This is a genomic window from Ihubacter massiliensis (assembly GCF_024125305.1).
Lineage (GTDB): Bacteria > Bacillota > Clostridia > Peptostreptococcales > Anaerovoracaceae > Hominibacterium > Hominibacterium faecale.
The window spans coordinates 3292283-3305161 of the sequence record NZ_JAMXVH010000001.1 but is presented as its reverse complement, the minus strand read 5'-3'; the positions used below and the strand labels follow the sequence as shown (position 1 = coordinate 3305161).

9 protein-coding genes are annotated in these 12879 nt (G+C 49.9%); 3 read left to right on the top strand and 6 right to left on the bottom strand.

Annotated features, from left to right (window positions below; all coding sequences use genetic code 11):
• Together NIA71_RS15290 and NIA71_RS15285 are read right to left on the bottom strand one after the other, a co-directional pair.
• Window positions 1-2214, bottom strand: coding sequence for an ATP-dependent RecD-like DNA helicase (locus tag NIA71_RS15290; protein ID WP_253020872.1), 2214 nt, complete (start codon window positions 2212-2214; stop codon window positions 1-3).
• A 35-nt stretch (window positions 2215-2249) separates the two neighbouring features.
• Window positions 2250-3209 carry a 3'-5' exoribonuclease YhaM family protein gene (locus tag NIA71_RS15285; protein ID WP_253020871.1) on the bottom strand — a complete coding sequence of 320 codons (960 nt, stop codon included), beginning with the start codon at window positions 3207-3209 and terminating at the stop codon, window positions 2250-2252.
• A 272-nt stretch (window positions 3210-3481) separates the two neighbouring features.
• On the opposite strand from NIA71_RS15285, the gene NIA71_RS15280 reads away from it, so the two are divergent.
• From NIA71_RS15280 to NIA71_RS15270, 3 genes are all read left to right on the top strand, one after another.
• A complete protein-coding gene (locus tag NIA71_RS15280) occupies window positions 3482-3925 on the top strand; it encodes a cell wall hydrolase (protein ID WP_148397473.1) in 444 nt (147 codons plus the stop codon).
• Between the two features lie 18 nt (window positions 3926-3943).
• Window positions 3944-4573, top strand: coding sequence for a hypothetical protein (locus NIA71_RS15275; RefSeq protein ID WP_227755506.1), 630 nt, complete (start codon window positions 3944-3946; stop codon window positions 4571-4573).
• Window positions 4574-4781: 208 nt separating this feature from the next.
• Entirely contained in the window at window positions 4782-6761 is a 1980-nt protein-coding gene (locus NIA71_RS15270) for an NAD(+) synthase (protein ID WP_253020870.1), read from the top strand.
• 129 nt (window positions 6762-6890) lie between these two features.
• Here NIA71_RS15270 and NIA71_RS15265 read toward each other — a convergent pair whose 3' ends face one another.
• From NIA71_RS15265 to NIA71_RS15250, 4 genes are all read right to left on the bottom strand, one after another.
• Window positions 6891-7355: a hypothetical protein gene (locus tag NIA71_RS15265; protein ID WP_227755508.1), complete on the bottom strand. Its 465-nt coding sequence runs from the start codon at window positions 7353-7355 to the stop codon at window positions 6891-6893.
• 2 nt (window positions 7356-7357) lie between these two features.
• On the bottom strand, window positions 7358-8221 hold the full coding sequence (locus NIA71_RS15260) for an AraC family transcriptional regulator (RefSeq protein WP_148397476.1): 864 nt from the start codon (window positions 8219-8221) through the stop codon (window positions 7358-7360).
• A 159-nt stretch (window positions 8222-8380) separates the two neighbouring features.
• Window positions 8381-10537 carry an ornithine decarboxylase gene (gene speC / locus NIA71_RS15255; RefSeq protein WP_227755509.1) on the bottom strand — a complete coding sequence of 719 codons (2157 nt, stop codon included), beginning with the start codon at window positions 10535-10537 and terminating at the stop codon, window positions 8381-8383.
• A 113-nt stretch (window positions 10538-10650) separates the two neighbouring features.
• Window positions 10651-12840 carry a bifunctional metallophosphatase/5'-nucleotidase gene (locus NIA71_RS15250; protein ID WP_253020869.1) on the bottom strand — a complete coding sequence of 730 codons (2190 nt, stop codon included), beginning with the start codon at window positions 12838-12840 and terminating at the stop codon, window positions 10651-10653.
• Between the last annotated feature and the right edge of the window lie 39 nt (window positions 12841-12879).

Sequence of the window (12879 nt, the reverse complement as noted above, 5' to 3'; positions counted from 1 at the left end):
TTAAAAGCTCAGCAGCGCTTTCAGCCGCACCGAAAGTCCTGAATACCGCTGGGTGATCCGATTGTTGTCCACCATGGCATGCATCTTGTTTTCCGATCCTACCAGTACCACGGCGTGCTTTCCCCTGGTAACGCCTGTGTAGAGCAGATTTCTCGTGGCCAGAACCGGCGGGAACCAGGACATGGGCATGATGACAATGGGAAATTCGCTGCCCTGGCTCTTGTGAACTGTAACCGCGTAGGCCAGTTCCAGCTCATCCAATTGGCTGAAGTCATAGGTAACGTATTTGCATTCGTCAAAGACCACCACCACTTCATTGAATTCCCGGTCAATACTGTTGATGAATCCCACATCGCCGTTGAAAACCCCTTCGCCCTCTGTGAAATCTTCTTGGTTCCGCCATTTAAGCTGGTAGTTGTTCTTAATTTGCATGACTTTATCATGCTCCCGAAAAATCCGGTCGCCTGCTTTACGCTCCTCCAGCTCCGGACAGGGCGGATTGAAAACGTCCTGCAGCTCCCGGTTGAGGTTGATGCTGCCCAGAAGGCCTTTTCTCACCGGCGTTAATATCTGTATATCCCTCACAGGCATGATCTGTGTGTAATAGGCAGGAAGCCTGCGAATGCAAAGGTCTTTGATCAAATTGAGCATGTCCTTTTCCGACTTTTGACGCATCATGAAAAAGTCTTTCCCCTTTTCGTTACAGTCCGGATATTCTCCCCGGTTGATTTTATGGGCGTTGACCACGATTAGGCTTTCCTTCGCCTGACGAAAAATTTCTGTAAGCTTGACGCAGTAAATATACTCGCTGTTGATGATATCACGCAGAACATTTCCAGCCCCCACAGACGGCAGCTGATCCGCGTCCCCCACCAGAATCAGTCTCGTTGCCGGCTTGATAGCGCTGACAAGTCCGTTCATCAGCATGAGATCAATCATGGATGCTTCATCGATAATCACAGCATCGTAGTCCAGAGGGTCCTCTGCGGTCTTTCCAAAGCGCATGGTGTCTTCCCCTTCGGAATAATAATATTCCAGCAGCCGGTGTATGGTGCTGGCCTCATAGCCGGAAGTCTCGGTGATCCGCTTGGCTGCTCTTCCGGTAGGCGCAGCAATGGCCGTCTTAAGGCCGCTGTGCTGGAGAATCTTGATGATGGAATTGATGATCGTCGTCTTTCCTGTTCCAGGTCCGCCGGTGATCACCGATATCCCCTGGTTCAGCGATGTTTTCACTGCGTATTTTTGGTTTTCGGAAAGGGCGATTCCGCTTTCCGTCTCTGTGACAGCAATCAAACTGTCCAGGTCGGAGCCGATGGCTTTCAGCCCGGCCGAGTTGATCGCGGCCAAACATTTACATACATTCTGTTCTGCCAGATAATAGGTCATTAGAAAGACCACATTGCGGTTTTCTAGATTTTCAATATGCACATCGCCTTGAAAAGCCATCTCAACCAGGCAGTCGTTAATTTTATCGCTTTCTACCTCCAAAAGTCCGCCCGCTTTTTCGCAGAGAACCGTTTGCGGCAAAAATGTATTCCCCTCTCCTGCAAAATACCAGAGGGTAAATTTGACACCGCTCTTGATCCGATGTTCGTCGTCCCTGGCGATTCCCATTTTTTCAGCAATCTTATCGGCTTTTTTAAAGCCGATGCCGAAGATATCCTCTGCCAGCCGGTAGGGGTTTTCTTCAACAGCCGTGATCGTATCGGATCCATAAACGCGGTACAGCTTCATCGCATAGTCTGCATTGATTCCGAACTGCTGCAAATATAAGGTGATCCTGGCGAATTCCCTGTGGCTGCGAAACGCCTCGGCCACAGCCTCTGCTTTTTTGTCGCCGATGCCGTCGATCTCCGTCAGCTTTTGCGGCTGTTTTTCAATAATTTCAAAGGTCTCGCTTCCAAATTTGGCAACGATGGCCGCAGCCGTCTTTTTTCCAATGCCTTTGAGGACTCCGGATGCCAGAAATTCTTGGATCCCGTCCTCCGTAGAGGGCATGACCTCTTCAAAACCGCTTACAGCGAACTGTTCGCCGTAAGTGGGGTGTATTTTCCACTGGCCCCTTAGTATATAGCTGCTGCCCTTATGGCAGGATGGCAGGCTGCCTACTGCAGTAAACTGTTCCTCTTCTGTTTCAAAGACCGCAATCGTATATCCGTTTTCTTGGTTATGAAAAATAATCTCTGCGACGCTGCCTTGTTTTTCTTCCATCATTTGATTTTCTTCACTCCCCGAAACACTCCTTCCGATCAGTCTTTTACCTTGTACAGTCTGCGGTTATCCAGCGTCCATACTCGGTCGCTGAATTCGCCTGGCTCTGTTTTGTCCAGGGCATCCTGCATGTCAAACATTCTGGCGTCAATCATATCCAAATAGTGGAGGATCTCTGCTTCCGGGAAAAGGGGTTTTTTGGGACTTCCAAATTCCGGTTCATAATGATGGGAAAGGATCATGTGTTCCAACATGATCGCCTTTTCTTTTGGAAAGTCCAGTTCCTCCGTCAGTCGATCCAGAACCTTAATTCCCTGGATCAAATGCCCCAGCATCTGGCCTTCAAAGGAGTACCCGGATGAAATCCCCAGTTCGTTGGATTCGATTTCATTGAGCTTTTCCATGTCGTGGAGGATCACCCCGGCCATGACCAGATCTGCGTTCAGGTTGGTGTACACCTGGCACATCCGCTCCCCGTTCATGAGCATTCTTTTCACGTGGTAGAGCAGTCCGGCCATCTCCGCATGGTGGTTTTTCTGGGCAGCCGGGTAGTACATAAGTTTTTCTCTATTTTCTTGCAGGACTTTGACGCATAGCTTTTTCAGGTCCTGATCGGAAAAGGCCTCCGCCTTGCCTAATATATATTCATACATATCTTCCGGTCTTTCCGGGGCAGCCTTGATGAAATCGCTGAATTCAAGCGGATCATTCTCCGCCCGCCTGCGAATCCGCAGTACCCGGAATTGTTTGAGCCCGTTCCATTCGGTCACGTTGGCCCTGATCTTGACAATGTCACCTTCCTTGATCTGGGCCAAAGACGGCAGCTCCTCGTCGGCTACATCCCATTTCTTTCCCGATATTTCACCGGTCTTATCCGCCAGCATTAAATCCAGGTATTGTTTTTTATTGGCTCCAATCTTCACGGCGATGGATTTCACCATAAAAAAATCCGTAACTTCCTGCGCGGTCTTTATATTTGCAATGTAAACTTCTTTCATTTATTCACGATGTTTCCTCTCTAAAATCTATTTATCTATTATACTACAAGTTACCTTGGAATGGGCGGCCCTTTTTCGCAAAGTTATCAAAAACCCATTTCTAAAACGCTGGCTCTGCGCGGCCATCGAACCCAGCAATTCAATAAAAGCCATAGAATAGGATTTTCCCTTTCGGTACATTCCCCTGATCCTGCCTGCCGTTTTGTAAGTATGCACCAGATTTCGTGTCTATGCATATACTGACTGTAGTATGAAAAGCAGAGGTGAATTTTATGGCACTAGACACTCGTGAGCTGTTTGCACGGCTCATCCAATGCGAGGCGGGTGGAGAAGGGGACGATGGAATGAGAGCAGTTGCTACGGTTATCATGAATCGAGCCACCATTGATTACGGTGAGTTTGCCCGGGTCAGTCAAGGCGGCGACGTACGCAACATTATCACTCAGCAGGGCCAGTTTGTCTGTATGAGAGAATCCGTCGGAGGCCGTTACAACCCGCAGAATGTATATAATATGACACCTACCGATATCCATTACGATATTGTGGATTGGGCGATGGCAGGCGGCAGGCTCCAGGGCGTTGACCATTCTTTATTCTTTTTTAACCCTTATAGTGATACCTGTCCGCCTTATTTTCCCACCAATGTAGGCGTGATCCATAATCGCGTTGGCGATCATTGTTTTTATATTCCAACTTCGAACTATGCGAATACTTAAAAAGAGAGGTATGATTTTATGGCATGTTGTGAAACTCCATTAATACGAATTGAGAAAATTAAGAAAAACCAAATTGTAAACCCGGGATCATCTCCTTATAACCAGATGCCGGAAACAGGCCCAAGCAATAGCACTCAACCGGGAAATCTGCTTCCGCCGCAGGATATGACTCCTATTGTAACACCAAATACTCCAGTGGACTCTGGAGCGGATCCGGTCAATCAGATACCCGCTGCACCTGGCTCCAGCATGACACCGGAGCTGATCCCCAATGCGCCCACCTTTACGGTTCCCGCCAATCCGCTCCTTCCGGAAGGATACCGGGAAGTTCTGGATTATAATGCGGTACAGTATGCCAATGGTTTCTACCGGACGCAGATCGGCCGTTACGTGCGCGTTGAGCAGCTGATGGGGTCTAATTCCATAGAAACGAGGGAAGGCTACCTGATTGGCGTAGGAATTAATTATATCATTCTTCAGGAAATGTCCACAGGAAATATTCTTGTAATTGATTTCTACGGCATTAAAAGCATGTATGTTTATTACAATTTGGGCGGCACACCAGTCCTTCCAAGAACAATGGAAGCAGAAGACGAGGCAGTATCCGCGCAGCAGGAAACAGAACCAGCTGTAAAAGGCAAGAAATAAGATTTGCCATCCGAATCTTTTAATGCAAAAACTTAACGAAATCCATGATAAATCCCGGAGCAGCTGTGCTTACGGGATTTTATCGTTTAGTAACAGCCAATTGGAAAAGCAAAAGATTCTGCTCAAAGCAGCACCTTTTTAATTTTTCAGAAATGGTATATAATAGATGGGATATTACGATGCATACCAGTTAAGGAGAAAAATACCGATGAAACATTTAGGTTTAGTTCGGGTCGGTGCCGCGGTACCGTCCCTGAAAGTCGCCAACACAAAATACAATACGCAGCAGATTCTCACTCTCATCCAAGCGGCGGAAAAGGAACGGGCAGGGTTTCTCGTCTTTCCGGAGCTTGCCATCACCGGGTACACCTGCGGAGACCTGTTTTATCAGGAGCATTTGTATCAAAGCCAGCTTGAATGCCTCTCAGAAATTGTCCTCGCCACCAAAAAACTGAGGACGACGGTGATTCTCGGCTGCTATCTGCGGATTGAAAACAGTCTCTATAATTGCGCCGTTCTCATCCAGGGCGGAAAAATCAAAGGAATCGTACCCAAAATGTTTTTGCCCAATTCCAAGGAGTTTTATGAGGCCCGGTGGTTTGCCAGCGGAATCGATCTGGCCCGCAGGCAGAAAGCAATCCGCCTCTTTGGCGAGGACATTCCCTTTGGAAACCTGCTTTTCTGCGATGATGCGGCTGAACTTTGCGTGGGCGTGGAAATCTGCGAGGACTTGTGGCTTCCCATATCCCCCGGCTCCCAGATGGCCATGGCCGGTGCACATATCCTCTTCAACACTTCCGCCAGCAACGACACGGTGGGCAAAGCGGATTACCGGAGAAACCTGGTTACAGTGGAAAGCGCCAAGTGCAATTGCGGTTACGTCTACACATCGGCCGGTGTCAGCGAATCTACCACCGATGTGGTATTCAGCGGCCACAGCCTGATTGCGGAAAACGGCATTGTCTTGAAAGAAAGCGACCGCTTCCAGCGGCAAAGCCAAATCATTTACAGCGAAATTGATTTTCAGAGAATCCGTTTTGAGCGGGCCCAGGACAGTAATATGAGCCGCTGTGCTTCTGCTTTCGGGGAGCCGGAGAAGTATCAGCAGATCGGACTTTCACCGGTCGCCTTGATCACTTCCCAGGATACCCTCTACCGCCGCTATGACCGGAATCCCTTTGTGCCCGACGACACCCAGATGGTCAACCAGCGCTGCGGGGAAATTTTCAACCTGCAGGCAGCGGGCCTGGCCAAGCGCATTGAGCATTCCCATTCGAGAAAATCCGTGGTGGGTATTTCCGGCGGATTGGATTCGACGCTGGCTCTGCTGGTTTGTGCCTATACCCACAAGCTGATCGGACGTCCGGCCGACGATATTGTGGCCGTCACCATGCCGGGCTTTGGCACAACCGGAAAAACGTATCACAATGCCATGACCATCATGAAGCTACTCGGCGCGCAGGTTCGGGAAATTTCCATTAAGGATTCTGTAAACCAGCATTTCGCCGATATTGGCCACGATCCCCAGGTTCACGATGTGACGTATGAGAATTCCCAGGCCAGAGAGCGGACGCAGATCCTCATGGATACGGCCAATCAGGAAGGCGGGCTGGTGGTAGGCACCGGCGACCTTTCGGAAATGGCGCTGGGATGGTGCACCTACAACGGCGATCACATGTCCATGTACGGGGTCAACGCCAGTGTTCCCAAGACGCTGGTCCGTTTTGTCGTCAAATGGGTCATGGAAAACAAGCTGAGCGGGCCCAGCGAAGATCCGGATTTCAGCTCTGACAACGCTCTGCTGAAGGAAACCCTGCAAGACATTCTGGATACGCCCATTTCTCCTGAGCTGCTGCCGCCTGATCCCAACGGGGATATCGCCCAAAAGACCGAGGAAAGCGTGGGGCCTTATATCCTCCATGATTTCTTTATCTATTATACGATCCGTTATGGAATGGAACCGGAAAAGCTTCTCTTTACAGCAAAAAACGCCTTTGCCGGCGAATACGACGAGGCATTTATCAAGAAATGGATGACCACCTTCTACCGCAGGTTCTTTGCCCAGCAGTTCAAAAGAAGCTGCGTGCCTGACGGCCCCAAAGTGGGATCGGTCAGCTTGTCTCCTAGAGGGGACTGGCGGATGCCAAGCGATGCGGACGCGGCCATCTGGCTGGATGAAATTAAGTAAAAAACGTGTGCATGACGATATTTCCTGCGTTATGAAAAAAAGCCGGCCGGCGTCCGTAAGAGAAACGGGCGCCCAACCGGCTGGCTGCTGAATAGATGGCTGCGCTATTTTTCCAGCCCAGCCCGCAGGCTAGAATCTGGATTTCTCATAGTTGTAAGGAACGCTTGTCCCGGCAGCCACATCTTCAATTTTCTCCAGGATCAGCCAATCGTCCATATTCCCCTGATGCTCAAAATCCAGAGGCTCGATCTGCTCCACTCCTTGGAATTCCACAAGGCAAAGGCATTTTTTATGCCACCGTTTTTTCTGCTTTTCAGACAGGTTCAGCTTCTGCTGGTTCTTCTCTAAAACCTCATCAATCTCTTCATCGGACAGCTTCACAAAATTTTCCACATCCTTCACCACAGCCTTGGCCGTAATTTTAGCAGTCCCTTTTTCCATAAAGTAGAGCTCCTCGCCGGCAAAAACCCTGCTGTGGGGAATTTTCCGCCCGGCCGCGCCGCGTACGACCATCGTCTTTGTTCCGTCCAAAATTTTATCTAGGACCTTTTCTCCGCGTTTGCCTGCATTGTCGCAGTATACTAAATGTACCATTTTCATTCCTCCAATATAATCGGTATCCAGATTTGGCTTAAATAATCCTCCCCATAGGCATTTCCCCGGCTGTACCATTCCACCTCGGGACAGCTTGCATGGGCAAAAGGATATTGATTCAACCACTCTTCTTTTAAAAACTTCCACCCGGTCTGGATGGCTTGAACTGACGGCCCCCTGCAATCAAAGACAGCCCAGGTCATCTCCGGCAGAGTTTCCTCTATAAAACCCTCCGGCTTATCCTGTGCGGTGCTGACCATGATCGCATATTCCATCTGGTCATCGGTGCCGCCGGGGCTTAAAAAGAGACCGTAGAGTCCGGGCGGGTCTGCCGAATCCATTGCAACCATTTGAGAAAAAACGCCGTTTTGCTGGCACTCATTCCAGAAGCAAGGGATTTGAGCCGCCCTATTCCCATCTTTTACGGATAGGATTATGCTTTTCCCAATAAGACGGACGCTTTCTTTCTGTTCGATTCTCCAGGCATATTGGGGTTTTGCGGAAATCCCCATTCTGGGATAAACACGAAGCTCCTCCCGGCGGCTGCGGGCGGCTTTGGGCGAAATGCCGTGAAACTGTTGGAACGCTCTTGTAAAGGAAGTGGGTGACTCATATCCATATTTGTAGCTGACTTCGATCACTTTCAGATCCGTGCTTTTCAGATCATATCCGGCCAGCGTCAATTTGCGGAACCGTACGTACTCGGCAAAGCTTATTCCGTTCATATAAGAAAACACTTTCTGGAAAAAGTCGTAAGAACAGCCCGCCAGTTCTGCGATCGCGTCAGCGCTGATCGGTCCTTCCTCGCGCTGCAAGTGCGCTTCCACATACTCAATGATGTTTTCCAATCTTTCATTCCACTCCACAACATTTCTCCTTTCGCTGCTTAGTTAGTTTACCACCAAATCACAAAACATTCCTCTCATTTTCCGCACTGTCCGGATCGTTTTTTTGAAAGAAAAAAACGGCTCAGCAATCCGCAAAATAAAGGGATTGCCAAACCGTTGTTCAGACTGGTTCAGCCGCTATGCTTCATCCAGCACGTACGCATGGGCTTTCGTCCTGCCGTCTCGTTTCATCAGATAGACGCCATGAATTTCCGGCGCGAACCCGGGGAAACGATTGATGCCCTCTTCGAGAATGCTGAAATATTGAACTGCCGCGCTGCTCCACCGTTCTCCCGGCGCAACGCAGAAGATGCCCGGCGGATAAGGCAGCGCGCCTTCCAGCGCCACCTCGCCCTCAATGCCTGAGATTTCGACCATCTTCGCCTGATTGCGAATCAGCGCCACACCGGCTTCGTACGGAGTCATCGCCACTTCCGGGAAGGTTTCTTCTCGGAACAGCTCCCGCTGATACTCCTTGGCGTTGTTGTCTTTGTAAAAGTCATGCATCTCCTGACAGAGATCCCGGATCCCCACGCCTCTGTACCGCTCTTCATTATCCCAGTACAGATAGGGGATTACCTGGCTCACCGGAGCATTCTGCCGCACCAGCTGCTCAAAGCGCATCAGCTGAGCCACCAGTGAATCCAGCTTTTCTTTGCTCTCAGCCGGGGTCATCAAAAAGAGAATGGAGTTAAAGTCATTCTTCTCAGGAATAATCCGGTTGTCTCGCAGGAAGCTGGCGAGAATGGTAGCCGGAATTCCAAACTCTTCATATTCTCCGGTCTGGGCGTCGATGCCCGGCGTGGTCAGCATCAGTTTGTTGGGATCGAGGAAATATTGATCTTTTCCATACCCTTCAAAAGAGTGCCATTTGTCCCCCGGAATGAAGCGGAAAAATTCAATATTATTGGCAATCTCCTCCGTGCTGTATTCTTCCCACGGTCTGCCGTTGATCGTCGGCGGAATGAAGGGTTTTAGCATGGTACAGCTCCGCAGGATGGCCTTGCGGGCCTCGATGCCCATTTTCACGCAGTCGGCCCAAAGCCGCTTGCCCGATTCCCGATCCTGCATTCTGGCGTTTACATCCAGCGCCGCGAAGATTGGGTAGAAGGGGCTGGTGCTGGAATGGGAACGGTAGGAATTATTGAACCGTTTATAGCCCAGATAACGCTTCTGCCCTTTAATATGGGAGTCTTTTTTATGTATGTAGGAGGACTGGGAAAATCCGGCCTGCTGCTTATGAACTGACTGGGTAACGAAAATTCCCGGGTCGTCCGGCCCCAGTTCCAAAAGCAGCGGCGAGCAGTCCCGCATCATGGGGATAAATTGTTCGTATCCCACCCAGGCCGAGTCGAACAAAATATAGTCGCATAAATGACCGATGCGATCAACCACCTGGCGCGCGTTATAAATCGTGCCGTCATAAGTTCCCAACTGGATTATGGCCAGGCGGAACGGCCGTTTTTCTTTTGCCCGCTTTGGATCGATGGCGGCGATCCGCTCCCTTAGATAGTCTTCCTCAAAGCAGTGGTCATCGATTCCGCCGATGAACCCGAAGGGATTTCTGGAAGTTTCCAAATAGAGCGGCAGCCCGCCTGCCTGAACCAGCGCGGCGTCGTAGTTGGATTTGTGGTTATTGCGGTCGAAAAGTACCAGGTCGCCCGGCGCCACCAGGGCGGTAGCCACAATAATGTTGGAGGTGCTGGTACCGTTCATGACAAAAAAGGTATTGTCCGAATTGAAAACCTTGGCTGCATTTTTCAAAGCATCTTCCGCTGGTCCTTCATGGATCAGCAGATCGCCCAGGGCCACATCCGCATTGCAGATATCGGATCTGAAAATCATCTCGCCGTAAAAGTCGTACAAATAACGGCCTGCCGGATGTTTTCTGAAATATTGGCCGCTTTGATGACCCGGACAGTTGAATTGCTGATTTTTCAGGTCGATATAATTGCTGAGGGTTTCGAAAAACGGCGGCAATACGCGCCACTCATACTGCTCTGCCGCAGTTTCAATCTCGTTGTCGATGATATCCCGGTTGAGATTTCCCACATATACCCACCGATAAATCATTTCTCTCATATCTTGGTTGACGTATTCTTCGTCCTCGGAAAAAACAAAGACCGGAACTTCAAACCGAGTCTCGTAGATCTCCCGGATGATATCCCTGTCTTTATTTGACACCACCGCCGCGGCAATATCCGTGTAATCCGTATCCTGGACTTCCACCAGATTCCGCTTGGTTGAAAAGTACTGCCGGATGGCCGGCGAATAAGCAATTTTCAATGATCTCAATAAAAATCCCTCCTTCTTTACCTAGTAACAAAGTAACTTGGCATCCTCTAAAATCATTCTCACTGCCCCACAGTAACATGAACATTCTATTCTGTCAACACATGAAATGCTTTTTAACGTCTGCGGCAAAACGGCCGCACATAAAGCGCCGTCCCGCCGGATGTGAGAAGAATTAAAACCAGGCTCCAAATGGAAAAGCTGTCATCGCCTGTAGCCGGTGTTTCGGTTTTTGCTTGGGCCAGAGTCTGTGTCTCTTTTGCTGCTGAAGCGGCTGTCTCTTCCTTTTGCAGCGTTATTTGGGGCTCCTGGTATGTAATCGCCGGTATGGACCTCTCCGCATCGCCCTCCAGACCGGCCCCGGTATAATTATTGACGTAAATCTGCTTTTGATCCCGCGACAAAGCAATACCATGAGGTCCATCGGCGACTTTGATCCGGGCGATCCCATTATTATCCGTCTTTACATTTACCGGCTGGGGCTGACCGTCCATATACACGGATACCACCTTGCCCGCGGCCGGCGATTGGTCTTTATTTTTTACGGAAAAGGCGGCCGTATAGGCCGCTGCCCGATATTCTCCGGCGATTTGAATACGCCCCGCAGCAGTTCTCGTGTTCAAAGCTTTCTTTCCATTCTCTGTAAGCTGCTCGATATATGCCCGCAGTGTTTCCAGTTCCCCGCCAATCTCACCGACCATATCACAATTTTTTAGCATCGAGAAATCGTTTCCGCCTGACATGAGGAAATCATTGGATACCAATATCATTTTTGTCGAACTGTCATTTCTATCCAAGCTCACATTCCTACCTCCCATTTCCAGGGTTACTTTCTGCACTTTGGAACCCTTGGCCGCAGCCGGATCGTAGGAGAAGGAGAATCCGCTTATTTGCAGAAAACCGCCGTCCGGTGTCCCGTATAATTTCCCGCTCTTTTTGTCCTGGCCGGTAACATTGGATACGGAACGCTCCAACATTTCATATAAAAGCTTGGGGGTTATTTCTTTCATCATCAGCGTGTTTGAAAAAGGGAAAACCGTAATCAAATCCTCCGCGGTTGCTTGGCCGTTAGGAAGCGACGCCCGGATTCCTCCGCCATTTTCCACGGCTGCTACCGGCAGGCTCCGATAGCTGTCCATCCCCGATGCGGTTTTTAAGAAATTTTCGCCTGCCCAGCGGTAAGCGTCTGCCGCCAAATCACCCAGATTGGTTTCCGTGATCCTCGCTTCTTTGTAATTGTTGATCGTCCCTCCCCAGAGGGTATTTCCGACTGCGCAGACTTTCTGGGACAGCAATGGCTTCTGGGAATCATTGATTTTATTGATGGCCTCCGTCACTTCTGCTTTTGGCGTTACGTTCTGCAGCGCCCCATAGGAAAGCAATTCTCCAGATACGGAATCGCTTTTTCCGTCACCGGAAAAGCGAAGCTCCACTTTTCCCAAGTCTGTCAGTCCCGTTCCTGTCTGCTGGATAAGAACGTCGTTTACAGGAGGAGCACCCTCTTTGGTGTGGCTGTGGCCGTCGATAATCACATCCAGTTTGCCCTGATACTCCCCCGTCAAAGCAGTTGCCAGCGCTTTGCTGGTGCAGGGCACCGTATCGTGCTCTCCCAAATGGGCCAGGGCCACGATCCTCTCCGCCCCTTCTTTTTTCAGCTCATCGATTTCTTTTTTAGCGGATTGGATTTCATCCTCAAAGGTCACGCCCTGTATGCCTGTAGGATTGGTGGCCGCAGCGGTTTCTCTTGTTGTCAGGCCAAAGAATCCGATTTTAACTGTCTTTGTTCCAATGGTTCTTTCGATTATGGTGTGGCAGCCGGTGTTTCCTGACGGAGTATCTTTGAGAAGCAGCGATCCATTGTAAAATACATTTGCCGCCAGGATTGGAAACGCCGCAGAGGATGCATTTTGGAGAAGCTGGGTCGTTCCGTAGTCCAACTCATGGTTTCCCAGGGCCATTGCATCGTATCCCGCTATGTTCATCAGCTTGATCACGTCAGCGCCTTTGGTCAGGGAGGCCAGAGGCAGCCCCTGTGTCGCATCACCCGCGTCCACCAGGATGGACCCGGGTGTGTTTTCCTTGATTGCCGCCACCTTATCGATTCCAATGCTCGATTCTGAAGCCGCCAATGCGCCGTGCATATCGTTGGTGTGGTAGATTGTAACGGTCATATCGCCTGTCTTTGCTTGAGCCGTAGACTCCTGTGCCCAGATTTCAGAGGCTCCCTGAGACAGAGCATAAAAAATCATACATATCAGTATATACAGTACCAGTCCGATCCTTGCTTTTCTGTGTGTGTGTTTCATAACCGTTTTCCCTTCCCGCCCCGTGGGGCAGCCCTTCCA

Coding starts and splice junctions, on each gene's coding strand:
- NIA71_RS15290 (WP_253020872.1), bottom strand. CDS start 2,214: ATGATGGAAGAAAAACAAGGCAGCGTCGCAGAGATTATTTTTCATAAC.
- NIA71_RS15285 (WP_253020871.1), bottom strand. CDS start 3,209: ATGAAAGAAGTTTACATTGCAAATATAAAGACCGCGCAGGAAGTTACG.
- NIA71_RS15280 (WP_148397473.1), top strand. CDS start 3,482: ATGGCACTAGACACTCGTGAGCTGTTTGCACGGCTCATCCAATGCGAG.
- NIA71_RS15275 (WP_227755506.1), top strand. CDS start 3,944: ATGGCATGTTGTGAAACTCCATTAATACGAATTGAGAAAATTAAGAAA.
- NIA71_RS15270 (WP_253020870.1), top strand. CDS start 4,782: ATGAAACATTTAGGTTTAGTTCGGGTCGGTGCCGCGGTACCGTCCCTG.
- NIA71_RS15265 (WP_227755508.1), bottom strand. CDS start 7,355: ATGGTACATTTAGTATACTGCGACAATGCAGGCAAACGCGGAGAAAAG.
- NIA71_RS15250 (WP_253020869.1), bottom strand. CDS start 12,840: ATGAAACACACACACAGAAAAGCAAGGATCGGACTGGTACTGTATATA.